The 25,487-nt window shown below is 60.0% G+C and carries 21 protein-coding genes; 6 read left to right on the top strand and 15 right to left on the bottom strand.

Translation table 11 applies throughout. The features are described from left to right. The 6 genes from ACD590_RS32370 to ACD590_RS32345 all read left to right on the top strand — a co-directional run bounded on the left by ACD590_RS32370 (position 1) and on the right by ACD590_RS32345 (position 7,433). The gene (locus ACD590_RS32370) at positions 1 to 1,290 is read left to right on the top strand and encodes a phosphoribosyltransferase family protein (protein ID WP_131605579.1); all 1,290 of its coding nucleotides are present in this window, start codon (positions 1 to 3) and stop codon (positions 1,288 to 1,290) included. Positions 1,291 to 1,354: 64 nt separating this feature from the next. After that, positions 1,355 to 1,807: a hypothetical protein gene (locus ACD590_RS32365; protein WP_245509964.1), complete on the top strand. Its 453-nt coding sequence runs from the start codon at positions 1,355 to 1,357 to the stop codon at positions 1,805 to 1,807. Between the two features lie 124 nt (positions 1,808 to 1,931). Next, the gene (locus tag ACD590_RS32360; RefSeq protein ID WP_439004197.1) at positions 1,932 to 4,148 is read left to right on the top strand and encodes a glycosyltransferase; all 2,217 of its coding nucleotides are present in this window, start codon (positions 1,932 to 1,934) and stop codon (positions 4,146 to 4,148) included. Positions 4,149 to 4,340: 192 nt separating this feature from the next. Next, positions 4,341 to 6,647, top strand: coding sequence for a type VI secretion system Vgr family protein (locus ACD590_RS32355; RefSeq protein WP_439004196.1), 2,307 nt, complete (start codon positions 4,341 to 4,343; stop codon positions 6,645 to 6,647). 10 nt (positions 6,648 to 6,657) lie between these two features. Then, a complete protein-coding gene (locus ACD590_RS32350) occupies positions 6,658 to 7,083 on the top strand; it encodes a DUF6484 domain-containing protein (protein WP_065277772.1) in 426 nt (141 codons plus the stop codon). Continuing rightward, a complete protein-coding gene (locus tag ACD590_RS32345; protein WP_439004195.1) occupies positions 7,083 to 7,433 on the top strand; it encodes a hypothetical protein in 351 nt (116 codons plus the stop codon). Before ACD590_RS32350 ends, ACD590_RS32345 begins: the two co-directional genes overlap by 1 nt. A gap of 29 nt (positions 7,434 to 7,462) precedes the next feature. Here ACD590_RS32345 and ACD590_RS32340 read toward each other — a convergent pair whose 3' ends face one another. Genes ACD590_RS32340 through tssC form a run of 15 tightly spaced genes read right to left on the bottom strand, consistent with a single transcriptional unit; the run spans position 7,463 to position 25,485 of the window. Continuing rightward, positions 7,463 to 8,314 (bottom strand): hypothetical protein, encoded by an 852-nt coding sequence (locus ACD590_RS32340; protein WP_439004194.1) that lies wholly within the window; start codon positions 8,312 to 8,314, stop codon positions 7,463 to 7,465. A gap of 4 nt (positions 8,315 to 8,318) precedes the next feature. Continuing rightward, positions 8,319 to 9,245 carry a PAAR-like domain-containing protein gene (locus tag ACD590_RS32335; protein WP_439004193.1) on the bottom strand — a complete coding sequence of 309 codons (927 nt, stop codon included), beginning with the start codon at positions 9,243 to 9,245 and terminating at the stop codon, positions 8,319 to 8,321. Further along, the gene (locus tag ACD590_RS32330) at positions 9,242 to 10,267 is read right to left on the bottom strand and encodes a 3-oxoacyl-ACP synthase (protein ID WP_439004192.1); all 1,026 of its coding nucleotides are present in this window, start codon (positions 10,265 to 10,267) and stop codon (positions 9,242 to 9,244) included. The genes ACD590_RS32335 and ACD590_RS32330 overlap by 4 nt, the downstream gene beginning before the upstream one ends. Next, positions 10,264 to 11,373, bottom strand: a complete 1,110-nt coding sequence (locus ACD590_RS32325; protein WP_439004191.1) for a DUF2169 family type VI secretion system accessory protein — start codon at positions 11,371 to 11,373, stop codon at positions 10,264 to 10,266. The genes ACD590_RS32330 and ACD590_RS32325 overlap by 4 nt, the downstream gene beginning before the upstream one ends. Further along, positions 11,373 to 11,918 carry a type VI secretion system-associated protein TagF gene (gene tagF / locus ACD590_RS32320; protein ID WP_439004190.1) on the bottom strand — a complete coding sequence of 182 codons (546 nt, stop codon included), beginning with the start codon at positions 11,916 to 11,918 and terminating at the stop codon, positions 11,373 to 11,375. The genes ACD590_RS32325 and tagF overlap by 1 nt, the downstream gene beginning before the upstream one ends. Further along, positions 11,900 to 15,430 (bottom strand): type VI secretion system membrane subunit TssM, encoded by a 3,531-nt coding sequence (gene tssM / locus ACD590_RS32315; RefSeq protein WP_439004189.1) that lies wholly within the window; start codon positions 15,428 to 15,430, stop codon positions 11,900 to 11,902. The genes tagF and tssM overlap by 19 nt, the downstream gene beginning before the upstream one ends. A gap of 1 nt (position 15,431) precedes the next feature. Further along, on the bottom strand, positions 15,432 to 16,757 hold the full coding sequence (gene icmH / locus ACD590_RS32310; protein WP_439004188.1) for a type IVB secretion system protein IcmH/DotU: 1,326 nt from the start codon (positions 16,755 to 16,757) through the stop codon (positions 15,432 to 15,434). A 4-nt stretch (positions 16,758 to 16,761) separates the two neighbouring features. After that, positions 16,762 to 18,096: a type VI secretion system baseplate subunit TssK gene (tssK, locus tag ACD590_RS32305; RefSeq protein ID WP_131605570.1), complete on the bottom strand. Its 1,335-nt coding sequence runs from the start codon at positions 18,094 to 18,096 to the stop codon at positions 16,762 to 16,764. A 17-nt stretch (positions 18,097 to 18,113) separates the two neighbouring features. Next, on the bottom strand, positions 18,114 to 18,575 hold the full coding sequence (gene tssJ, locus ACD590_RS32300) for a type VI secretion system lipoprotein TssJ (RefSeq protein ID WP_131605569.1): 462 nt from the start codon (positions 18,573 to 18,575) through the stop codon (positions 18,114 to 18,116). Next, positions 18,575 to 19,855 carry a type VI secretion system-associated FHA domain protein TagH gene (gene tagH / locus ACD590_RS32295; RefSeq protein WP_439004187.1) on the bottom strand — a complete coding sequence of 427 codons (1,281 nt, stop codon included), beginning with the start codon at positions 19,853 to 19,855 and terminating at the stop codon, positions 18,575 to 18,577. Before tagH ends, tssJ begins: the two co-directional genes overlap by 1 nt. Then, positions 19,846 to 20,913 carry a type VI secretion system baseplate subunit TssG gene (tssG, locus tag ACD590_RS32290; protein ID WP_131605567.1) on the bottom strand — a complete coding sequence of 356 codons (1,068 nt, stop codon included), beginning with the start codon at positions 20,911 to 20,913 and terminating at the stop codon, positions 19,846 to 19,848. The genes tagH and tssG overlap by 10 nt, the downstream gene beginning before the upstream one ends. Continuing rightward, positions 20,877 to 22,751, bottom strand: coding sequence for a type VI secretion system baseplate subunit TssF (tssF, locus tag ACD590_RS32285; RefSeq protein WP_439004186.1), 1,875 nt, complete (start codon positions 22,749 to 22,751; stop codon positions 20,877 to 20,879). Before tssF ends, tssG begins: the two co-directional genes overlap by 37 nt. 1 nt (position 22,752) lies before the next feature. Beyond that, positions 22,753 to 23,514 carry a type VI secretion system baseplate subunit TssE gene (tssE, locus tag ACD590_RS32280; RefSeq protein ID WP_065277760.1) on the bottom strand — a complete coding sequence of 254 codons (762 nt, stop codon included), beginning with the start codon at positions 23,512 to 23,514 and terminating at the stop codon, positions 22,753 to 22,755. Then, positions 23,501 to 23,950, bottom strand: coding sequence for an Hcp family type VI secretion system effector (locus ACD590_RS32275; RefSeq protein ID WP_065277759.1), 450 nt, complete (start codon positions 23,948 to 23,950; stop codon positions 23,501 to 23,503). Before ACD590_RS32275 ends, tssE begins: the two co-directional genes overlap by 14 nt. A gap of 26 nt (positions 23,951 to 23,976) precedes the next feature. After that, a complete protein-coding gene (gene tssC, locus ACD590_RS32270; protein ID WP_130698289.1) occupies positions 23,977 to 25,485 on the bottom strand; it encodes a type VI secretion system contractile sheath large subunit in 1,509 nt (502 codons plus the stop codon). Positions 25,486 to 25,487: the final 2 nt, after the last annotated feature.

The raw sequence follows: 25,487 nt of genomic DNA, 5'->3' as shown, positions 1-25,487 counted from the left end.
ATGCAGTACCGCTCGATATCGGATCTTCACAGAGCGATCGTCAACGGGTTGCACATGCTGCCTCGCGATATCGACCTGGTCGTCGGCATTCCACGCAGCGGCTTGCTAGCCGCCAACATGCTGGGTCTTGTCGCCAACCTGCCGATGACCGATCTCGACAGCTTCGTGGAAGGCCGTGTTTATTCCTTCGGCGCGACGAAGAATACGGCTACGTTCAGGGGCGCATCAGACGTTCGAAAGGTGCTGGTCCTCGACGACAGCATCAATACCGGTGGGGCCATGCGGCAAGCCAAAGCCAAGTTGTTGGCATGCGAAAGCCCCGCTCAATTTGTCTTTGCAGCAGTCTATGGCCTGGGCGATAGGGTTGAGGGCGTCGACTTCATATTCGAGGTGGTTGAACAGCCCAGGCTGTTCCAGTGGAATTTCATGCATCATGGACTGTTGTCGAAGGCATGCGTCGATATCGACGGGGTGCTCTGCCTCGATCCGACAGAGGCGGAAAATGACGATGGTCCGACCTATGACTCCTTCTTGAGAAATGCTCGCGCGCTTCACAAACCGACGCGTTTCATCGCCTATCTCGTTACGAGCCGCCTGGAAAAGTATCGGTCCCTGACCGAAACATGGCTTCGCACAAATGCAATCGATTACGGCAAGCTCGTCATGCTCGATCTGCCGACCGCGACGGAGCGTCGGCGGCGCGGCATCCATGCAGGGTTCAAGGCCGCCTTTTATCGGCAGAGCGATGCTGAAATCTTCATCGAGAGCAGCCTCAGACAGGCAACCGAGATTGCCAGCATATCGAACAAGCCGGTCCTTTGCACGGAGACCCACCAGATGGTTTTGCCGACCCCTTTGCGCAGCTTGTTCAGAATGAGAATTCCTTTCGACGCCTTTGCCTTTCTGAAGCGAGCGCAGGCAATGCCCGAGGAACTCCGCTATACGATCGCCGACGCGCAGAACCGCGCAAAATCCAGAACTCTCGTCACCTGGCTCGGGCCAACGCCGGACGGCTTTGTCGATGCCATCGAATCCGTTCGAAGGATTTGCGTAGCCAAGAACGAATATCCGATCATCGTCCTTTCCGAATTCCATCAGGAACTGATGTCCCAGGCAGACACGCCGGTCGAATTTATTCCGCAGGTGCGCCACCTGCCGTCGCTTTCGGCCGGCCAATATCAGGACTACGCGCGCAGGCGTCACGACCTCATGTTGCGTAAATGGGCAATTTCGCGCGAGATCACGTTGGGGCTGGGCTTCGAGGAATTTCTTGCCGAGCAGTTGTCGTAGCGGAAAAGACGAACACACTTAAGACAAACCGCGGCTCAATCTTAAGGTTGAAAAGTGCATCTATTTGGTGCTTGAAAAGCCAGAGCAGTCCGTCAAATCTGGACAGAACCATAGAAATAATGGGTTTCATCTTGCGGGCATTGACTTTCACAACTTGAAACTGCTTACTAAGAACAAGCTGCGGGGAGGGCAATATATGCTTCGGAAAATCTCTATCCTCGGAACGCTGATACTTGCTTCGTGCACGTCTCAAGGCTCAAACATGACGCTGGCGTCGATGATGAGCGGTTACCGGGGCGCACCGACCAGCGCGGAAACCGTGGCTTGGCGCAACGCACAGCGTAGTAACACCGATCAAGCCTATCGCAATTTCATCAGCCAGTATCCGAACAGTTCCTATGTCCCGGTCGCGACATCGAGGATCACCCGGTCGGTCAATCCCAAACCCGTTGCCGTCAGGAATTTTGGCGGTTCCGATCGCAGCTCATCTTTCGGTCGGAGCGGAAGCGCTTATTGACGCGCTTGCCGGAAGACTGGCAATTCAATCTGGTAGCTCACTGTGGACCCGATCTGGCTTTCTAATGCATTTTGATATTGTCCATGCAGCCGATCCTCGATTTTATGGAGGCGCGTCATCGGCGGTGCGGGTCGAGATCCAAGCCGCCCGGCAATTTGGTCTCTCGACAGCGCTCCTTCCATTTCTGGGCGTTTCCGACATCCGCTCCAGGCGGTTCGAGGAACGTCTTCTCGACGTTCTCCAGCGTCAGGAGGTGCCGTGGCTGACCGGCGAGGAGACAGTCGAGTGCGACATTCTATTTGCGCATAATCCTCTGGCGTTCGCGCACATGCCGACACGGCCACTGCGAATAAGATCGAAGGTCGTCCTACTTTCGGTCCAGCACCCGCCATTCGACGGGGCTGGAAATGCCCAATACAATATCGACGTGGTCAAACGGAACCTGGAGAGAATGTTCGGGGCTCCCGTCATCTTTGCTCCGGTCGGTCCCAAGGTGCGCAATCAGTTCGAAGACATCGTTGCCGGCAGGCCCCAGCTCTTGGGTCATGATCTGTTCAACCTCATCGACCTCGGCGAATGGCCAGACAGGGCCGCGCCGCCGCCGCGCGAGCGGGCTATTATCGGCAGGCATTCGCGTCGCGATCTCTTGAAATGGCCGGACACCGAGGCTGAACTGCGTGCAGCCTATCCCGATCTTGGTAATGTCCAGGTGAAGGTCATGGGCGGCGTGCCTGACCAGCTCGTGCCTCTTGTTGGATCCAACTGGAACGTCTCACCCTATTCAAACAGCGGTGTGCCGCAGTTTCTGAACAAGCTAGATTTCTATGTGTTTTTTCACAGTCGACGTTGGATTGAGGCGTTTGGCATCGGCATTGCCGAAGCGATGGCGAGCGGGCTTGTGACCATTCTGGATCCATCGTTTCGGGACCTGTTCGAAGACGGTGCAGTCTATTGTCGGCCTAAGGAGACACCTGACGTTCTCGAGAGATATCTCGCGTCTCCCGAGGAGTTCAGCGCCCAGTCGACAGCCGCGCGCACATTGGTCGAGAGGAAGTTTTCGACGAGCCGCTACCCGGAAAGAATGCGTGCGCTCTATGACGCCCTCGGGCTTTGTGCGCCCCCCACGCTTGCCGTGGTCGCAAAGCCCGTCGATGGTGACGGTTTCTCCGCGTCGCGCGAGGGGGCAACGGTCCGTTCCGGGCCGCACAGATCGCAACGGTCGCCGATGGGACGACGGCGCGTTCTGTTTGTTGCGACAAACGGCATAGGGCTTGGCCACATTACGCGATTGATGGCGATCGCCGAGCGCATATCGTCTGACATAGAGCCTGTCTTCCTGACAATGTCGGCCGGCTCTTCCATTATCGAAGCACGCGGGCATCCGGTTGACTATATACCGTCCGCCCCGAAGATCGGTGTGACTGACGACAGCTGGAACGAAGTCTTCGCACAGGAATTGCTGGCTGCCGTCGAGGCGTTTGCCGTCAACAGCGTCGTCTTCGACAGCAACCATCCCTTTCCCGGTCTTCTAAAGGTTCTGGCGGCCCGTCCCGATCTAAACTGGGTCTGGATCCGCCGTGGGATGTGGGCTTCCCGACATGGTCTCGATCCGTCGATACAGCGTCGGTTCGACATGGTGATCGAGCCGGGCGAGTTCGCCGCGGACGAGGACCACGGCATCACCGCGCAATTGCGCGCTGGCGTGATCGGCGTTCCTCCCATCCTCCTCGTTGACGACGAAGACAGGCTCCCGCGTTTGGAGGCTGCATCGGCTCTCGGTGCCGATCCGGCCGGTCTTGTCGCCGTCGTGCAGCTCGGTTCGGAGCGTAATTTCGACGTCAGCCGGCTGCGGCCGGCGATCATAAGCGGGCTGCTAAAACATGGCGTCCAGGTTATCGATGCAGTTAATCCTCTCGCGCCGAAGCGAGAAGACCATATCGGCGGCACCCTCCAGAAGGCGATCTACCCGATCGCCAGATATTTCAACGCTGTCGACCTGATAATCACGAATGCCGGCTACAACAGCTTCCATGAATGTATTTATGGCGGCATCCCGGCAATCTTCGTTCCGAACGAGGCGCCCGAGATGGACGAGCAGGCCGTCAGAGCCGCCTATGCGCAAAGCTCCGGATTGGGGCTATGTCTGAGATCGGTGGATGTCGAGCGAGCGCACGAGGTGATCGAACTTGCCTTGTCGGAGGATTTTCTTGGCCAGCATCGCACGCGAGCAGGTCGCATCGTTTTTGCCAATGGGGCGCGTGAAGCGGCACTGGCGATCGAAGAGCTCGTATTCTCCGTCAGGACGGATCGCGCGCTCGGGGGATCGATTGCGCGCGTATGACGTTTTCGCCGCGCCGGTCCGATTGTGCTGGTCATACCGATCCTCGCCTTCCGGGCGCGTCTTGCCGTCCTCGACCACCACTCGATAGGCGCTGGCCTGCTGCAATGTCGATGTCACTTCCGGAGCGACGGGCCTTTATGCTAGGCTTCTCCATCAGGATCGCCGGCGTCACGAGACAGGGGCATTCTCCGCATGGCTGATGATCGCAAGACAACCGTCCAGACGCCGCTCGGATCCGAAGCGCTGACGTTCACGCATCTCATCGGCCGCGACGAGGTCAGTCGGTGTTTTGCCTTCATGGTGGGCTTCATCAGTTCTGACGAGAATGTCGACGCACTCAAGCTGCTTGGAAAACCCCTATCGGTGGAAGGGGAAGGCGGAGACAAGAAACGCTGGTTCAGCGGACTCGTCACTGACTTTCGCCTGACGCGCATCGAGGAAAGGTTCGCCTACTACGAGGCAGAGATGCGGCCTTGGCTTTGGCTGCTCGGCAACAGCACGGATTGCCGCATCTTCCAGAATATGAGCGTCGTCGAAATCGTCGAGAAGGTCTTTTCGAAGTACAAGGGGGCAAAATTCGAGAAGCGGTTGCAGGGTTCCTACGAGGCGCGGGAATATTGCGTGCAATATGACGAAACCGACCTCGACTTCGTGCAGCGGCTGCTCGAGCACGAAGGCATCATGTACTTCTTCGAGTATGACGAGGGTGAACACACACTCGTGCTTGCGGACGCCATGAACAAACTGAAGCCGGCACGAGGCTATGAGAGCGTCAAGTTCCGGGCCGAGGGCGATCCCGTGCGCCGGGACGAGGAATATATGACGGACTGGGTTGCGACCAGTTCTGTCCTGCCGGGCACCTTCGCCCACACGGACTACGATTTCACCAAGCCGGGCGCCGACCTCATGACGCAATCGGCGCAACCTTTCTCTCACGCGGAGGCACAGGGCGAGCATTATCGCCATCCCGGTGCACATTTGACGGTCAGCCGCGGTGATGCAGTGGCCGTCGTGCGGCGGGAGGAAATTCAGGCGGCGCATCAACGGATCGCGGCCGCCGGCACCGTACGCGGCCTTGCCTCGGGTTGCAGGTTCAAGCTTGAAAATTTTCCTCGCAAGGATCAGAACGCGGAATATGTCGTGCTTCGCGCAGATTACCGTCTGTTCGACCCCGGCTACCGCCCCGCCGCCGATGCAAGGGAAGAAACCTTCCGGGCGATGTTTCAGGTCGCTCCGACCTCCATCAGTTATCGGCCGCCTCGCACCACGATCCGGCCGGTCATGCGCGGGCCGCAGACAGCGACCGTGGTCGGTCCTGCGGGCGAGGAGATCTTCACAGACAAGTATGCACGCGTGAAAGTCCAGTTTCACTGGGATCGCCTCGGCAAGAAGGACCAGAACAGTTCCTGTTTCGTGCGCGTGTCGCAGACCTGGAGCGGTGCCGGCTGGGGCTTTATCCAGATCCCTCGGATTGGCCAGGAAGTAATCGTTGACTTCCTCGAGGGGGATCCTGACCGGCCCATCATCACCGGCAGGGTCTATAACGGCAAGGAAATGCCGCCCTACGAGTTGCCGGGACATGCCACGCAATCCGGATTGAAGACGAATTCCTCGCCGGGGGGCGGTGGTTGGAATGAATTGCGTTTCGAAGACAAGGCCGGGTCGGAGGAGGTCTATTTCCAGGCTCAGAAGGATCACAATCTTTTGATCAAGCACGATCGCAGCAAGCTCGTCCAGCACGACCAGTCGGACCGCATCGACAACAATGCCAAGCACTCCGTCGGTGTGAACCTCGACGAGGATGTCGGCAACAACAAGACGACCAAGGTGGGCGTCCACCGCACTGTTAATATCGGATCGAACGATACCGAGACGGTGGGGGTCAATCGATCTCTGACGGTGGGCGCCAACGAGACGATCAGTATCGGCTCGAACTCGACCGAGACAATCGGCGCCAATCACACCCAGACCGTCGCCATCGTCCAGACGGTGACGGTTGGGGCTGCACGCGTTGACACGGTCGGTGCGGCGGAGACACGATCGGTCGGCGCGGCCCAATTGAACACCATTGGTACAAGCCGATCGGTCAGCGTCGGCGCGGCCCAGAGCCACGACATCGGCGCCTCCGACAGCTGGAATGTCGGCTCCGACCAGAGCGTGTCGATCGGCGGCGCACAGGCAAGCAGCATCGGCAAGGCTCGCAGCGCCAAGATCGGCGACGACGATTCGACGGAAATCGGTGGCAGCCGGGCGGTGAAGGTCGCCAAAGGCAGTCTGGTCGAGGTCGGCGAGGACGGAGCGATCAAGATTGGGAAGGACCTTCTGATCGAAGCGGCAGACTCGGTCGTCATCAAATGTGGCTCGGCAAGCATTGCAATGAAGAAGGACGGCACGATCTCGATCGAAGGCAAGGACATTTCGATCAACGCCTCGGGCAAGTTCAATGGCAAGGCTTCGGGAGAAGTCACCTGGAAGGGCAGCAAGATCAACCAGAATTGAGGAACGGCCTATGTCCGATGTTATGGAGCGTATCGAGGGCGTGGTCATCGGCCTGCTGCTGGGTTTAGATGCAGGTGTGCCGCTCGTCGTTTTTCCCGGTAACCCTCAGGATGTTGCCTTGCGCGCGCGAAGCCTCGCCGAGTTGACCCCGGCCATGGTCGGATCGGAAGTTGCCCTGCTCTTTGAAGGCGGAGACGCCTTGCGACCGCTGATCGTCGGACGCATCGTCGACCCGGCGCGCAGGTCGCCGATGCCACATGTGATCCGGGACGGTGAGCGTGTGCAGATCACCGCCCAGGAGCGCATCGAGCTTCGCTGTGGCAAGGCGACGATCATCATGGAGAAGGATGGTCACATCACCATCCGGGGCACGTATGTGACGAGCCATGCCAGCGCCGCCAACCGCATCCGCGGTGGATCGGTGAACCTCAACTGATGCCGGCCGTCCCCGTTCTTCGCGAAATCATCCGCCAGCATGCCGAGATGGCTGCGTTTTTGTGGACCGTCTACGATTATCATCTGCTCCATCCGGACGAAAATCCGGATATGGATGAGGAGCGCCTTGCCCGATTGGTTGAGAGGCTGGAGGCTCATCTGGACGGACTACGCGTGGCGGGAGATGATGGGTTAAGGGTCGCGCAGGAACGTTATCATGAATTTCCGGAGGCAGGTGAGCTATTCGTGGTGCGAATGCTCTCGGTGAAAGAGGCGCCACGGATCAAGGAACTGGATCTTGAGAAAGTGCGTGCATATTTGTTGGCAAATCATTCTCCTAAGCGCCCTTAGTGACTTCGGTGGCCAGAAAGACCAAGACTTTAGAAAAGATGGTCAAAAGTAATTGCGTAGGTGGTATTGCCGTCAATAATCCAGACTTTGTTGGCTCCGCATGTAGCTATCAGATCTCCGAAGTCGGCCACATAATAGGCAAGAATATCCCCGTTGACCTGTAGGAGATTGCTGTCGGAAAGCCTGTACAATCCGTTTTCGCCCCCGCCAAGGTTTATGGCCGATCCATGACGTCGGGCATGGTGGAATGTGGTCTCGCTGACATCAACAGCATCCCAAATTGTGCCTCCGCCTCGAAATAAGATCCCCTCGCCACCTACGATGATCTTGCCATTGGTATCCTGCGCGAGAGCAAATAGCGCAGCGTCAGTAGGAAGTTCAAAGAAAGCAACATTGCCATTCGACCACTGCGCTAGGCTACCTTCTGCTCCACATACATAAAACTCGTTACTACCTGTCGGTAAAACATGAAATAAATCCACCTCGCGGCCGAAGTCTATAGACTGCCACTGACCGTTTCGAAGCCACTGAATCAGCCCCCAATAGCAAGTGGCGAAGACCTGGCCATCGGGACCACTGACAACACGAGTAATTGCTTCGCAGGGGCGGTCAACGGCTCTTTGGTTTTGAGTTCCGACAACGTAGATCGTGTTGTCCCAGCGTGCGATGTAGCTAACTTCGCGGCTAGGGCTGGTGAACCCAGTCAGCCATTCGGTTCGGCGAAAGAGAACCTCCACTGCTTCAAAACGAGGACCGCTCAATCTTCGCAGTTCCGACACGTAGTTGTCGCGAATGTCGTTCGTCGTGACAAGTACGTGAAGCGTCTGATTGTCGAGCAGCTCGATGGCGGTTACCGTCGTTGTAAGGTCAGAGTCGGACATCATTTTAACCCGGTACAGCGCAGTCCATTGCGTTTAGCTCTTCCTTTGTGGAAACGCCGGCAGCATGCATGAAGTAGATATCGATGATTTCTGACAGGCAGGCAAGTGCGGCTTGGTTCTTAGCAAGGCGTTTGCACGCCGACTTCATGGCATCCATGTTGTTCCTTTTTACTGTAGAAAATTTAACGGTCGTTTTGCCGCCGCTGCGCCAGCGTGCGGCATACGCTTTCTGCTTCTGCGATTTCCGCCCGTGTTCGGAGGTTGGCGATGTCCCATCGTTGAGACAAACGCAAGGGGCGGAATACTCCGTGTAGTTTGGCCAGTTCGAGAGGTAACCTGTGCGGCCACCGGACGTGAAGCAACGATTCTGCATAATGTGATCAGATTGCCTTAGGGGCGGATCTCTGCCTTGGGGATTGCACGCCTTACCCTTATGTCCGTGTTTGTGAATATTGAGTCCTATGTTCTGCAGTATGGCGACGCAGTTCCCGAGTCCTAGGTCAAGGCTGGCGATTTTCGGCCAGGGAGGACCTCCTCCGGTCGGGGAAGCGTGATCGTTACTCGAAATGTCTGTGAACCGGCTAACAGGTTCACCATCCATTCGAACGTTGCCTGACCAAGCGTGGGCATATTCCTTTCCGGTGTTGACGGACGTGATCAGGTTCTTTTTCGGAGCGCAGCCCGCCTCATTACCAGAGCATTTTGTGTAGTACGATTTATTCTTCTGAGTAACAGTTTGTCCGCCAATCTTGACTGTGGACGTGCCGTTATCGGTATCGCCGTCCATCCCGAAGGTCGGATACGGCACTGGGACGCCAGGCGGTGTGGCTGGCGTCTGGGGCGGCGTGAAGCAAACGTAAGGGAATGCAGCAAGAACTTTGTTCGCCTGCGCTTTGCAGGCCACTTCGAGGCCATTTGCAAAAACCGTCATCGCGTAGCTCCGGCGGCAAGAACCGCTGCGCCGCAAATACCGGCGTCGCTGGATGCTTCGATGAGAACTGGGTTGCTGGCGGCATAACCCTTTCTGGCAGCCATCCAAGCCATCCCAAGCATCACAGGTACGACCGCGGCGCCGATGTTGCCTAACGACTCTGCGGGAGACCATAGGTCTTGAAATTCGTGGCGGCCGCGTAGCAAGCGCAGGCTCGCTAGGGCACTCTGCTTGAACCAATATTGTTCACCTATTAGGTCGGAGATACGATAACCAATGTTGTTCATGTCGATTTCAGTTTCTTCGAGAGCAAGACGATAGGCATCAGTCATTCCATCGCCGCGCATCGGCAAATCACTGGAATTGTAGATTGGGGCTCGCTCATGCGTGAGGCCAAGACCAAGAAGCTGAAATGGGTTGCTGCCGGCCTTGCAGCACAGAACCGCGGCAGCGGCCTCGCCGGGGATAAAGCCGTTGGGATTGTCCGGTGTTAGCAACCGCTCCGCGCTTAGGTATTCGGAAATGGCTGCTTTGGTTAGATAGCTGTCGATACCGGCAATCACAACGAAACGCTCTTGGTTGGAGGCCAAAATCTTGCGGGCAAGATTGAGAGCGACATGCCCCGATGGACGACCATGAGCGACGATTTGTGAGCCGGCTCGCGGCTCGAAATTGATGATAGCCGCTATTCGGTCAAGCAAAGCCGATCCTTTACCGTAGGGGCGACCCGGGCGACTTTCCTCGGCAAGGCACAGAAGCAGCACGGCTTGCTCCCGTGCTCCGGGCGCTTGCGCGAGGGATTCTGATATCGCAGCGGCTGCCATGCGAGCCATCCGCTCTTCCCCGATCCAGTTGTGCGGAAGCGGCACTGGAGCTCCGACAACCCATTCACTGCTCGAGCCAACAAACTGTGTCTCTTGAAAACCGTCGAGCTTTGCTCGCATTGCGGCGCACGAGGACGACGCATCAAGACCTACCGCCGTCACCATACCGATTGACACAATATCCAGCATGGCGCTCATTGGGCGTCTTCCTCCATCTGGAAGCGGGCCGGCCGCTCAAAGGTCCGGACATAGCGCTTGCCGGCAGCCCTTGCCCTCAGCATGCCCCTTGTCGGTGAACCAACCCAGCATTCGGAGAAGTCGAGGATCGTTCTGTGGATGCGCTGCGACACGCGCCAGACCAACGAAAAGCGCCTGTTTTCCATGTCAAACAATACGGTATCGGGCAATATTGTGTTCTCGAATGCTCTTTCGCTGCCCTTGAACAACGTGATCGCCAGGGGGGTGGCCGGCAGCCGAAAGCTTTCACGTCCCGATGGGGTCAGATTGACGATGACCACATCCTCGCCCCCCCTCGGGAATTCTATCTGCTGGTCGGAAGGCGCCATCTGGAAATATCGCTCGTCGAAATCGCTAGGCAAGAACGGGAAGACATTGTCGATCCAGTTCTGGTCGTAGGTGCCACCGAACTCGATCCTACCGGGCCAGGCCCGGCAATAAGGGCCGAAGCTCATCGGGGTGTAAGTGCCGAAGGGCGAGCGAATGTCTTCGCCGATGGCCTGGGTATTGGGCAACCGCAGCCCGGGAATGAGACGTTGATTGCCAGTGCGCGCCCACCCGGTACCGAAGGGGTTTTGCCTGTAGCTCGCGGGCAGTTTGTCCTCTGGGTCAAGGCGGTCGACCCCACCCCATGCCGTGTCATAGGAGAAGGGCTGGCGTAGAAAGGGCTGCGCGGCGGAAGCAACAAAGAGAGGCCCCAGCGCCCGCCACTCGCGATGTCCGAGCACTTCGAACACCTTTGACCATTGCCCGAGTTTAACGCCGACTGTGACGCGTTCGGCCGGCCGGCCGGCCGGAGCATAGGCGCACCCATTGGCGATGACATCACAACGCGGCTTGCGGAACGCGAAATCGGACTCCCAAAGTGTAGCCGAAAAGCCTGGTGCGCCGGTATGCGTGTCGGCCATAACCAGCGGTACCTGAACGGAAGATTTTTGGACCGAACCACCCGCTTCCTCGGGGAAGTCAAAGGTCCCCTTTACGACAACGACTATGTATTCGTGGCCGGCCTTGTCCATGCCCATCGTGAACTCGGTCGGATAGCCGGTCTGGTTCCAGATCTGCATCAGGTGGCATCCTGAGCGCCGGGGAAAAACAGGCCAAGCTTTGTTTCAGGCGCATCGGGGTCGACTTCTATTGCCTCGCAATCCCACGTCCAGAATATCATGCCGCCAACCGGGCCGTCGCTCCCTCCGACCGCCGGGTAAGGCAGCGCCGCGAGGCAAGCGGCCAGCGCGTCGCTATCCATCGTATCGTCTCTCGCCGACGTCCCTGTCGCTTCCAACTGATCGAACCAGCCTGCGGCAAGCCTTACGATATCGAGAGAGGCAAGGGGCGGCATCGCTGCAATGGTCAGCGGAAAGCGGCGCCCTGCGCGGTCGGCGCTCGCCAGGATCACGCCCGTCATCGGACCGAATGTGTCGCTGCCCAGCAGAAATCGCAAGACCGGAACGTTCTCCATCGGCCCAAGCGAGAACCGGTGAACCAGATGCCGGCTGATCCAGCGATCCCACCGCCCGACGAAGGAGGCAGGCAGGCGGCGGGTGACGAAGTCCCCCATCGCCGGCAACTTTCCGAAAAATCCTGGCAGGATCAAAGCTGCGTCGGGCACGAAAACCTCGCAAACATCTTCAGGTCGAAGGGATTGGCAACACTCCCCGCCCTGAGCTCGAAATCGGCATAATAGCTCTGGGCGGCGAGCCGCAGTTTGAAAAGCTCGGCAAGATTGGTTCCGGTGAGCCGGCCGGCGCGCAGCATTCGCAGGAAGGCCCAGCTCCCGGTCTCGCTTGCCATGACTTCGGGTGAGCCGTCGATCGGCTGAAAGGAGAGGATGATCACGCCGGTGCCATCCTTGCCCGGCCAGGTCATTTGTTGTGGGCGGGTCGGGTTGTTGAAATAGGACAGACTCTGCCCGTCGACGTTCAGGGTCACGCGGCTGACGGTGGGCGAAAGATCCTTCGGCTCAAGCGTGAAGGTCAGGATCGGTCCCGCACCACCGGGAAACAGGCTGTCACGGATCAAGCGGGCTTGCTCCAGCGCCACGAGCGGTGCGGGATCGAGCTTGATGTCGGAGCGCCATTTCCAGGGATGGCTGGTCGTGTCGATATAGTTGACGAGGTTGTTGTTGGTGAAATTGTCGATCAGTCCGCCGGGGCCGAAGACGCGCTGGAAGTCGACCACCGTGACATCGATTGGACTGTCGGGGACGAAGGGATATCGGTTGGTCAATGCCGCCTGACAAAAGGGAAGCACATCGGCGCGCCAGATTGCGTTCAGCTCCGAAGTGACCGCGCCGGTCGCCAGCTCACTGGTATCGCCAGCCAGTCCCGCCAGCCAGTCGTCCAGCGGATCGGGAAGGGTAACGGCCTGTTTTGCCACCGCCCCGGTCAATTCCGCCAGGCCACCTTGCCGTTTCATGGCGTCCTGGGCATCCGGGCTTGCCGAGACCGTCTGGAGCATGTTCGAGAGGGCAGTCAGGGCTGCGACCGCATCGTTGAGCGCTGGAGGCTGGCCGTCGACCTCGACGACGGCGGCCTTGATCGGTTTAAAATGCTCGGCAACCAGCGCACCCGACAGGTCCACATCCGACTTCGCGCCGGCTGCTGGCATCATTTTCACGCCCTTGGAGGCAAGCTTGCCGATCTTGCCGAGCTTCGACAGGAGTTTGGATGTTCCAGCCGGCGGGGTCTGGCCGCCACCGTCACCCTCGGGGCGTGTCAGTTCCGTCTCGCGCACGATGGCGGTCAGCAAACGCTTCATGGATGAGTCCGCGCTCGAAAGATCCTTGAGATTTTCACCGGCCGTCTGCAGGTCAGAGAGCGGCGCAAGCCGGACGTCCCGCATGAAGCCGTCCCACTTGGCGATATAGTCGTCATAATAGAGCTTGAGGATGTCCTGCGAAAGCGCCGCGACCGACGGGCTGGCGCTCTCAGAGCATCCGCCTGCAAAGACGGAGCGGTCCAGGGCGGCCTGGGTGGCGACATCTTCGAGGCGGGCGAGGATGACGTTGTGAAAACCGTCATAGGTGAAAGCACCGCTGATGCCCACCCTGAGCGTCTTGTCCGAGCGGCGTGCCAGCACCTTCAGGCCATTCGGGCCGACATGGTCGGCCGGAATCCACTGCTTCAGCGCCGCGACCTCCGGATCCGAGAGCAGCGCATTATAGGCGCGCACAGGCAGCGGGATCGAGCAGATCGTTCGCAGAGCTTCGGCCACCAGTGCTTCGTCGGGGGCGACGAAGGCCTGTTCCGTCGCCATATTGTCGATCGCCGCAAGTTGATGATCCGATGCCATTTCGGTCTTGAAGGGCGGTATGGGTGCTGAGCCCGGCAGCGTCTCGACCCACCATAGCTTGGCGAAGTCCGGATCCATCGGCGACAGCCCGGTCATCATGCGATAGGTCTTCAGCGCACCCAGCTGGAATTCGGGATCCCGGATTTTCCGCCACATTGTCGCCTCAAGCAGAGCGACCATGCGCGGCTCCAATATATTGCGCAGCGTGCGGTCATAGGCATCCGACTGCGCCTGATGGATCGCGGCTTCAGCCGAAGGTCCGATCATTGCGGCCGCGCCCCCAGGCGGGTCCGTGCGGGCGTTGGCAACTTCCGTTGCCGCTTCGAGGCCGAGATCGAGGTCGAGTGGGTCGACGGGTGCCTGGCGCGCGGCAACCGGGGAGAGGGGAAGCTGCAGGCCCTCAAGTTGCTCGGCTTGCGCCGCCAGAGCCGCGTCGTTTCGCCTATAGGACAGGGTGAACAGCAAGGTAGAGATGACCACGAACGCGGTCGCGGCCACCACTGCGCCGCGCCATATCCAGATACGCCGTTCTTCTGCCGCCGGGTCGAACGTGCCGAGCCCCGCTTCCCTGAAAATCACCTTCGTCAGCAGGTCCTTCAGGAAGAAGCTGCGTTTCTCCACCCGCAACATCGGGGAGGCGGGTTGGGTAGGCAGTCCAAAGGATGACGCCAGCGCCGCCGTCAACCTGTCGATTGCCGTGCCTTCCTGGGTCGCCGACGTCACATAGATGCCCCGCAACCACGCGCTTTCGGCATACTTGCTTTCGCCGAAGACGGTTTCGATCAAAACCCGCACAGGTTCTGAAAGGCTTTCAACTTGGGCCGGGAACCGGAATATCTCTGCCCGGTCCGCGAGACTTTCCTCGCCTTCGAGCCGCGGGATGAGACGCCGTTCGAGCACGCCTGCAAGTGTGGAAATCTCTTGGGTGACTTCGGCGCCGTCGATGCGCGCGCCCGGAGCAAAGGTCGCCCCCCACACCTGTTCCCGATCTGCCGTCGACAACGACCCGAAGAATTTCTCGAACCCCTTTATCAGGTCGGCCTTTGTCAGCATGAGATAGACTGGCAAGCGGATCCCGAGGCGCTCCTGGAGTTCCGCCAGCCGTTTGCGGATCTGACGCCCATGCATGCGGATTGCCGCATCGTCTTCGGACAGCGTGTCGATACCAAGCGCCACGATCACGCCGTTCAAGGCGCGACGACCCCTATGCTTCTTCAGGAGATCGAGGAAGCCCAGCCATTCGGCGGCATCGACTTCCGGCTGGCTCTCCTGCTGAACATAGCGCCCCGCCGTGTCGATCAGCACCGCTTCCTCGGTGAAGAACCAGTCGCAATTGCGCGTGCCGCCAACGCCATGCAGATCGTCGGTCAGATCGATCGGAAAGCTCAGTCCGGATTGCCTGAGGGCTGTGGTCTTGCCGGTCGCAGGCGGACCGATGATGACATACCAGGGCATCTCGCGCAGAAACTTTCGGCCGCCGACCTTCTGGCGTTTGAGACCCGCCATGACCTCGCGGAATTTTGCACCGACGGCGGCAACGCCTTCTTCGGACGGACTTGGCGGCGCTTCAGGCTGGGGAGTAATTTCGGAAACGAAGAGGCGATTGGCGCGTACCGCACGCCGCCGCGCCACAATCCACCAGAGGATGAACAGGAGAAACAGAAGGCCGATGATGACCAGTCGCACGATCTCGGACGCAAAGGGCGCACTGTCTCCGACGCTGACGATTGGACCGAAGATCCACACGATTAGGGACAACAGGATGAGCCCGATGAAGGTCCAGAGCCAGCGAGACGTGACAATGGCCCAGAGGAACCGGAAGATCGCCATCTCAGAGCCTCTTTTCAATCAGGATTTCGATGCGCCGGTTGGCAGCCCGCCCCTCGCGCGTATTGTTGCCGGCGAGCGGCTGGCTTGCCGCGCGTCCTTGTGACTTCAACCGTTCGGCCGGCACCCCGGCAGCTGCGAGCAACGAGGCAATGGTTGCAGCGCGCGCCTCGGAAAGGCGCTGATTATTGGACAGGGGATTGGATGCCTGGACCGGGACATTATCGGTATGGCCGGTGATCGTAACGCCACCGATCAATTCCGCATTCTGCTTGAGAACCGTTGCAATGGAAGCAACGAGAGGTTCAAAGTCCTTGGTCAATTCGGGTCTGGCGGACCGGAAAAGCTCAGGTGTGCTTGATTGCAAGAGAAGCGTGACCGAAGAGGCGTTTTCATTTCCCTTCAGGGCGGGGAGCAGCGGTGCAGGGGCGGCGGCGCGGAATTCCGGCAGCAGCTCGATAACGACCGGCTCCACCGGCGGCGCGTTTGGCGGCGGGGTGCGCTTTTCCGGCCGGTAGATTTCGGCGCGCTCGGGCGGTGGCAGCGCCCGCACAAGCGCAGCAAGCCCCTCCGCCTTGGTATCGAGGCGCATTGACAGCGCCAAATAGATCGCGGTCGAGAGTGCGACAGCAACGACAACCAGGACCCAGATCGGCACCGCAAACCGGGATGGTTCGTCGGCCGCAGCGACCCCCTCCCATCGGGGTGATAGCGGCGCGTCCTCCGCATCGGCATCTTTGAGGAAGCGGGCTGCCCCCGCACGAACGGCGCTGATCGAGCGGTCACCGGCGCGGCCGGGCACGCGATACTTGCCGCGAAAACCGAGCGCCAGGCAGAAATACTGGAGTTCGAGCAATTCCTTATCGCGGCCGGGATGGCGTTCAAGCTCTTCCAGCCTTGCAAAAAACTGCGCGCCGGCATCGACATCGCCCCGTAACATGACGACGAGCGGCTGGCGCGGCCACGCGCTTGCCCCACCCCAGGGCGTGTTCAGCGCCAGATCGTCGAGCAGCGAGGCGACAGCCCAGGCGGCCGCGTCTGCACGCTGCAGGACCGAACCGGACGCCATCGCCGCGTCCCGAGCCACCACAAGTTCATCCATCAATCTCGTTCGCAGCACTTCCGGGTTGCTCGGCGGCAAGGCGCTTTCGAGTTCGGGGGCAAATTCCAGCAATTTGGCGAACGCATTGATCAATGTGTTCGGATGAGATCGTGCCCGCCTTGCCAGGCTGGCTGCAGCGGCAACCTGCCTTGCGCCCGACGATGGCGGAGGCCGGATACGCGTCCGGCCGTGATCGCCCGATAGACCGAATGGATCCTCACTTGACATGGCGCTACCTGTTTACCGAATAGCAGTCGACCTGTGGTTCACTGGGCAACACGCCGGACACACCAATCACGAAGCCGGGCGAGCGCAGCAGGGATTCCCAATGTTCGCTGCGCTGATCGAGCTCGAGGCAAAGGCGGTCCCCATCATAGGGAATTTCGCGCGGCTGCGAATGAAGCGGCTTCAGACGGATGCCGGGCAACCTGGACTTCCACAAGGCTTCGAACTCGTCGGCTGCACCGACGGTGACCTGATCGACGAAGATCTTGCGCAGCGCGTCTTCCGACATGTCGCATCCGACGCGTACGACAATACGGCTTGCGGTCAGCAATTCGGGATTATCGACCCGGACCTTCCACACGTTTGTCGCATGCTTGAGAACGGGCAGTGCCCTTGATTTCGGCTCCACGTAACGCAGGCTGAGGATCAGCGAACGTAGGGTGTCAGCGAGCGCGGCATAGGCGGGTCCCGGCAGCATGTGGTCATAGGTCGGCAGTTCGGTCAGCCGGCGCGACCCTGACCCGTAGGTCGCCATCCGTCCTGCAAGTCCGCTGAGCTCCAGAAAGAGCTCGGCCGGGTGAAAGACCTCCTGGGGAAGGATATGTGCTAGCCGCGCCCGCGCAGTGTTGGCAAGATCGAGCACTAAAAGGTTTTCCACGCTGCGGCCCGCACCGCCGAGGACCATCTTGCCGTGCGCATCGGCAATGCGGTCGAGGCCGGTGATCACTTCCTGCATGAGCTGGCCATAGAAGGCCACCGCGCCGGTCACGAGAGCCGGCGGCAGAAAGTTCTCCCCGATCGCGACGCTCCCGTCGGCGAGCAGCCCGTTGACCTTTGCGACCGGCATCGCCGTATATCCGCCGGTCATTTGCGCCGGCGACAGAAGTAGGGCTTGCGGCCGGGCGATCTCGATCTCCTCCGGATCGGCGCCGCCATGGACAGCATCGCGCATCGGCTCGATCTGGCCTTTGTAGCGCGCGCCGGTCGGCTCGCCATGGGCGGCATCGAAGCTCACGCCTCCGGGCGGTTCCAGCGGAAGGGCAAGCTGCACCAATCCAGAGCCCATGTCGCGGGCGATGGACAAAGGGGCGGGCGCATCCATCGTCTCGGGAATGGAAAAGGGCGTGCCGTCTGGGAAAATGCCGCGCGCCGACAAGACCGCCACCCGGCCGGCTTCGAGCTGTGCGGCATCCAGCATCAGGGATCTGAAGCCGAACGTCTGCAGCCGTCCAGCCTGCAGCGCGCCGCGCATCAGCGCCTCGGTATATCGATCCTGCTGTTGAAAATGCTGCGTCCGCAGGAAAAGCCCTTCGGACCAGAGCACCTTATTCGTATCCGTCATGGGGAAACGCCCTCCCTTCAGGCGAGCGAGAGCGCCATGCCGCCGCTACTCAACGCTACAGTCGCGGTTACCGTCGATTCCGGCTTGATCGGTACCGCCCTTCGCCAGACACGCCCGCCTGGCGTCCTGAAGAATGCGACGACCCCGAGGAACGTCGCTTCCGGAGGGAAGGCTACCGTCTTGGAGGCCGATGCGCCGGGCGAGATCGTCAACTGATCGGCGCCGACGAGATCGGCTCCAAGCGCGGAAGACGGATCAGACTGGAGAGCAAAAACATCGGCCGTGTTGAATTTTGAAACGTCCTTGAGCCTGAGGACGAGGAGTGTCACCGGGCGGTCACCGCCGTCCGGCGCAAGATTCATACCCGCCTGTCCCGTCGCCGTGACGGTTACGGTCGAGGATTTCGGCGGTCCGCCCACACAACCGGAAATCAAGGCTGTCGTGCCAAGCATCATCAGAAAGCCGCGTCGGTGAAGCATTATTCTTTCTCCCTCTCTTCATAGCCATCCCGGAAGTCGCTGCCGATCTCGCCGAGAAAACGCGTCGATGCATTCCTGGCAATTTCGCGGTAGCGCTTCTCGTAAAGTTCCCAGAGCTTGGCACGCCGTCCGCCTGCAAGCACCGCGTCCCATGTCGATTGCGACTTCAGCTCGCTTTCAAGCGCTGCCGGATCGAAACGGTCGATCATCCTTGCGAGCGCAGCCTGGACCCCGCGCCACGTGCGCACGTGATGGTGGGCCAAGTCGCGGATGGAGCCGCTGATTGCGGCTTCCGCCGGCAGAAAACCTACGGTGCGCTGTGCGAGGAAGGTCGCGATAACATCGTCGACCGTCGGCATGAATTTGAGCGGATTGACTTCGGATGCACCGACAACGGTTTGCGCGATCCTGGCTTCGCCTTTTTCTTCGGCTCGCTTGCGCAGGAGATGGATCAGGCCCTCCAGCATCATCCGGTACTCCCGCCCGAAACTCTCCATTTGCGCGATCGAATCGGCGGCTGGAAATTCATCACCGTCAAAACCTAATCCGCGCAGAAACGCTTCGCGCAGCCCGGCATCGGTTGATGGGCTCGCCTGCGGCGGCATTTGCGGCGGCAAGTCAGGTCTGGATTGGGGCTTTGCCTTCTGTTCGGGTGCCGTGCGGTCAGGAACCGGCTGATCCGCGGGCCCGCCCGTCAGGAAAAGGTTCAATGCCTTGTCGTCCTGCCTCTGGGCCGGCAGAGGATCGAGACTGAACGGATCATCAAATGGGTGACCGCTCTTTGTGGCTTCCTGCCGATTTACTGCCTCAAACGCCGACGCGGCGGGCTGTTCGAACGGGTCCGGCAATCCGGCAGGTCGCGGGGGAGGCTCCACCTTTTCGCTGCGCTCGGAAAAGAAAGTGTCACGCTCGAAACTGATCGGGGCGGGAGACGGCGGGCGTTCAGGCAGGCGATCCGAGGGTGTGCTCTGGACCTCGACACGGACGATATAGTTGCCGAGCTGCAATCTAGCCCCGTCGTGGAGAGGGGCGGAATTTCCCGACCCAAGCGGGACGCGCGATCCATCGATGAAAAGGCCCCCGCTCGACGTATCCGTCACCTCATAGCGGCCATGAACGCAGGCAATCGTGCAATGGGCGCGGGAAATATACATGTCCGGGTCGTCGATCCGCCAGTCGGCATCGGCGCTGCGACCGATCACGAGCTCGCCTTCCACGAGCCGCATCTGGCGAACCGCCTGCTGGTGCGGCGACTGTTCGAGAGTGAGTATCAGCGACATGGCGAATCCTCCGCAAAACCGGCGCGAAAGCCGACGAGTGTGCGCATGCACAAATCGGAAGCGTCGCGATCCTGCTTAGGAGCGAGCCAGGCAATGTGTCCGAGCCGCGCCTTGCTCAGCCGCGATGCCGGAACCTCCTCTTTTGCAAGCACCAGCCTGACGTCGATGTCGAGCCCGTTTCCAACCAGATCGCGGATTGCGGTTTTAAGGGCCCTGTGCCGGTCGCTGCCAGGAAGAAACGCGGTGTAATCGGATAGGGTCAACGGTCCGACCGAAAGCTCAATTCTCTGTTGTCGCTGGAACGTTCTCGGCCCGATCGTCGCGCTTCGGCCAAGCTGTGCGTAGGCGCCGGCGAGGCGGGACTGGAGCCTTTGCGGTATGTCCATCCAGACGCCGACAAACTCGCGAAGCCTGATGGGAACCTTGAAGTGGTCGGCGAGAAACTGCGTGAGCCTTTCGGGCCCATCGACCTGATGGGCAAGGGCTGCGGCGTGGGCGAGCTTCGTCATGTCGATCGCTGTCGGCTCGCGGTCTGCCCTGCCTCGCAGGCCGATCCCCGCCATGGCCGCCGCCATGGCACGAATGCGTCCGCCCTCGGTGCGCTCGATCTGAACGGCCGGGTGCGCATCCGCCCAGGCCCGATAGAAGAGCGCGATCATGCGATGTTGCAGCACATTGACGAAGTCGACGAACGTCGTGTCGCTGACCTCGCGCATGTCGGCACCGGCAAACCAGCGCTGCGACAGGCGATCTAGCACCCAGCGCGTCAGATAAAGCGGCATCGGGCCTTCCGGACCGAGCAGGCCGATAGTCGCGACCGTAACCCGGGCGGGCGCTGTTTCGGTGGCGGGCTCGAGCCTTGCGACATCCTGTACGGCAAAACCAAGCCGAATGTGTTGCCCGAGCCTGGCCGGTTCGCGCTGCGGAGGGCCTGCCTGACCGAAGATCCTGTCGGTATTTTCGAGCTGCCGCAAGAGCTCGAAAAAGTCGAACAGCTCGGCAGATTGGGCGACGTCATTCCTCAGATCAGGAAGCGGTTGCCCGGCGTTATCGGCCATAGCACATCCTCCTGTTTCTGCAGGATTCTCGCTCTTGTGCGCACGAATCCGTTAATCGCCGCATAGCGTGCAAAAAGCCTCGAGAGCAGCGCCGTAAGGAGCAAACTGCTATGCCCGGCAAGCACCGACTGGTCGACATGGAGCGTGATGTCGCTGCCGCGGGCAAAGCACATCGGCCCAGCGATCGGCAGGCGCTCGATGAGAGGTCGGGCCTCGACCCGCGCAATGGCGCGCACATGCCGCGAGAGGCTCGGATCTCCCCGCTGCGCATAAAGATCAAGCAGGGCATGAAGAGGGTCGACCCCGCGGCCTTCCTCCGAAAGACTGAGAAAGTTCAGCGACAATTGTGCAATAAAGCGCCAGGCGAGTTCATCGGCTCTCGAGGCGTCGACGGCACCGGCTGGCAGCATTGCCGGGATGGATGGCCAAGGTTGGCGCAACGCACCCAGCAATTGGACGGCCTCTACCGGATCGCCGCTTTCGAGCGTCAGAGAGGGCGTGTCGTCCAGTATCGGCAGGTCGCGGTTGGTGCATAGGGCCGTCACCTCGATCCGCTTGGGCGGTCGGGTCGCTTTCGACTGCGCCGGGCGTGAGAGGGTGATGAATACGTCGTCTCCGACGTAGGACGTGCGGGTTTGTCCCTGACGAAGCTCGTCCTCGCTCGGCCGCCGTGGGCGACGTTCGGTATAATAGACCCAGCCGCTTGCGCGGTTCTGACCGAGACTGAAAAGTGCCGGTATCTCGGCATCGGAGCCTTCGCCATCGGCATCCTCGACACGCAACGCGCGATAGATTTCGAAATCGCGCGGCCGCGTCCGATCGGCGTGGAGCACCTGGCGGGTCCGCCGTGGATCGAGCTCGATGACACTGCACGAGCGCTCGAACAGATTGATGATCGGCGTTGCGAAGAGGTCGAGATCCTTCGCGGTAAGGCCCGTAAGCTCCGGGACGGGTCGCCGGAGCAGGAAGACCAGTTCCAGCCTCTCGCCGCAATGGCGAACGACCGGCCGCATGCCCGTCACACGGGCATAGTGAAACCGCTCGGGGGCGATGAAATATTCGCGTAACAGCCGGTAGCCCTCAAAGGTTTCCCTCGTTCGGGGCATGAGCGCCTCGTCGTCCGATATGCCGACCATCTCCGGCGCAGGCAACGGGCTTAGCGGATTCTCGCGGCCCTCCGGGCGCGCGCCAACGCAGTTGCAGGCGCCAAACAGCGTATCGAAGAGCAACGGCGCCTTGCTCTTTTCGCTGAAGTATAGGTCCAGGCGATCGAGCGCCAAGTCGGCGAGCTTGCCCTTGCCGGTTCGATTGACGGTGATGCTCAATCCCGAGGCGCCGGGAACTCCGTCAATGGCGCCGATCCCTGCCGCCGCAAGTGCGCTTCGGTCCTGCATGTAGGTCACGGAGCTGATTGCAAGCGGCCAGAGCGTCACGTCCTGGACCGTGGTGAAGATGGACCTTGTGGAAATTCCGGGCCGCACGCTCGAAACGAGCCGCGTTCCCCGCTTCACAAGGTGACCGGCCAGCATCGTTTGAACCTGCTGGCCGGGTTTGAGCAAAGCCATGGCCGTTGCTGGGGCCGGCGAGACGAGGTCCGGATAGAAGTTTTCGAGCACGCTGCGGACATAGCGCATGCTTTCTGCGTCAACCTTCTGGCGTGTGCGGGCGGCCAGAAATGCGACGCCGTCAAGAAGCCGTTCGACGAAGGGGTCGGGGCACGGGACGGTATCGAGTGAAAGATTGCGCGCTATCGAGGGATGCATATCGGCAAACTCGGCGGCAAGCGCGCGAATATGGGTGAGTTCCTCCTCATAATATTCCAGGAAGACGCGATCCATTTCAGGCGTCCTTCAATTCGGTCCTTGCCGAGCCATTGTCGAGATCGAGGATGGTACGGATGCGCAGCCGTTCCGGTGCCGGCGTCGTCAGGAGCAGTGCGTCGATGTCGATCCTGAGACCAACCGACTTGTCGCCAAGGCTGACGGTGACCTTGGTAGCGCTTTCCTTCAGCCGGGGCTCGAATGCCGCAAGCACCTGGGCAATTTCTTTGGCGAGTTCCTCGCGGTCGAAGTCGCGCGATGAGCGGCCCGAAAATGGCGGCACCCCGTAATTGACGACACTGCGGCGAACCAGAGGGAAATCCTCAAGCGATGGAGGGTTGTCGCCGGCCTGGTCGGCCTCTGCATCGGTCAAGAGGGGCGAGGATTCGAAGCGTTGCACATTGAAAAGCGCCTCAATGTCGCGCCGCACCGCCTCGCGAAGCACATCGGTCGATACGACCACGCCGCGACTTTCGAGTTCTATGCGACGACGTTCCAGGGAAAGCAGACGATGGATGTTCTTTTTCTGCTCGATGCTGAGATCCGTCGCAGATTCAACTTCCCTGACGCCGCCAGCCACCATTGCGTCCAGCCGCTCTGCGTCTGTGTCGCCTTGCAGCATCTGCCGCAGATCTTTGATTTCGGAGCTGAGCCCCGGCAGGTCATTGACCAGGCGATCCCACAAAGACGGCTGGATCGTTTCGCGGGTTGCGCGCTGGTGCCCGCCAAGGGGCCTCGACTCCCTTCCAAATTCCTTTCGCCAGCCGTCACTTGCCGACATAGACATCCATTTCGACCTCGTCCTTGTCGTCGTAGTTGAACGTGATGTTCTTGTAGGCGAAGCCGACGCGCTCTTCGATGAGATCGGGCTCGTCCTCGCTTGGCATCATATTGTACTTGGTGACCGAAGCCTCCTTCAGCGTAACGACCAGATAATCGCTCGTCTCGCCTTCGATCGTTCTACGCGCCGAGAACTTGACCTCATCGAGAAGCGTGTTGTCGAAAAGCGCCTTCTTCAGATACGGCGAGGATTTGTCGTAATGCTTGATGAACGTGATCATGCCCAGACTGACGCGACCTCGTCGCGAAAGTGAGTTGGGATCGTAAGGACCGACCATTTCAAACTCCACGCCGTGGATTTCGATCTCGTCTTCGTGGCCATCACGTACGCTCGGTCCCGTAATGTCGGGCACCTTGAGAAAACCGTCAATTTTCATGGATAACCTCCCGTTCCCTTGTGAATTCAGGTCTTCGTCGACGGCAGCTCCGATACGAGGCGCAGCGACGCGTTGATGCCTTCCAACTGATAATGGGGCCGCAGATAAAACCGAGCATTATACCATCCCGGACGGCCTTCGACGCTGTCGACCTGAACCTCCGCCGCAGCCAGGGGCCGCTTGGCGCGGGCCTTGTCGTCGGCAAAGGCAGGGTTGGCAAGGACGTAGCGGTTGATCCACTCCGTCAGCCAGATCTGCATGTCGGACCGCTCCTTGAACGAGCCGATTTTGTCGCGGGCGATTGCCTTCAGGTAATGGGCGAAACGCGAGACCGGGAAAAGATAGGGCAGATTTGCGCTCAGGCGCTCATTGGCCTGTGCATCGGGATCGACCAGCCGCCCGGCACGCGTCTCGTCGTCCTGTAGCGAATGCGCACCGATGAAGGCCGCGATGTCGGTGTTCTTCCGATGGAGGATCGGCATGAGCCCAAGCTTGGCAAGCTCAGCCTCGCGGCGATCGTCGATGGCGACCTCGGTCGGGCATTTCATCGCGACCGTACCATCGTCGGTCGGGAAATTGTGAACCGGAAGGTTGATGACCGCTCCACCGTTCTCGACGCCGCGAATTTGCGTGCCCCAGCCAAACAGCTTGTGGCTTCGATTGATATTGACCCCCATGGGGAAGGCAGCGTTCATCCACGCGTAGCGATGATGATTGCCCTGTACGTCCTCCTCGAAGGCGAAGCCCTTTACCGGAACGGTTTCCGCACCGTAAGGCAGGCGCGCAAGGACCCGGGGCATCGTCAGCCCGATGTAACGCGAATCCTCACTCTCACGCAGCGACTGCCAGGACGCATAGGCGGGCGACGAGACGATCTGTTGCAGGTCCTGGGGATTTGGCAGTTCCTGCCAGCTTTCCATGCGGAAGAGGCGGGGGGCGGCGGCTGCGATGAAGGGCGTATGCGCCGACGCGCAAATGCCGGACATATTGCGCAGAAGGGCGACGTCCTTTGGGTGATTGGAGAACTCGTAGGCACCGATCAGGCAGCCGTACGGGCTGCCGCCAAGCATGGAATACTCGTCCGTATAGACTTTCTTGAATATGGGACTCTGATCCCACATCTGACCCTCGTAGTCTTCGAGCGTGTCGGCCAGTGCTTCTTTTGATATGTTCATGACGCGGATCTTCAGTTTCTGATCCGTCTCGGTATTGTTGACGAGATACCACAAACCACGCCAGGTTCCTTCGATCTGCAGCACTTCGGGCGCATGGAGGACCTCGTTGACCTGCTCGGTCAGAAGTTTGTCGATGCCGAAAATCAGCGATTTGATCGACTTGATCGCGTTCGAGGAAATCGCCGTCGATTGAGAACGAGCGCGTGCTGCAAGCGCGAGATTCTTGACAAGGGTTTGCAGCTTGTCGCTGTCGTCCTTCTTGACCTTGAAGTCCTTTTCGAGAAGATCACTGAATTCCTGAAGATCGACGCCTTCGGCTTCCTTGACGTCGACAGCGGCGGTTCTTTCCTGTTCGGCCATGA

This window comes from Rhizobium sp. 862_C5_N1_2 (genome assembly GCF_051811205.1).
Lineage (GTDB): Bacteria > Pseudomonadota > Alphaproteobacteria > Rhizobiales > Rhizobiaceae > Rhizobium > Rhizobium leguminosarum.
The sequence above is the reverse complement of the archived record's forward strand: the minus strand, read 5'-3'. Positions and strand labels throughout refer to the sequence as shown.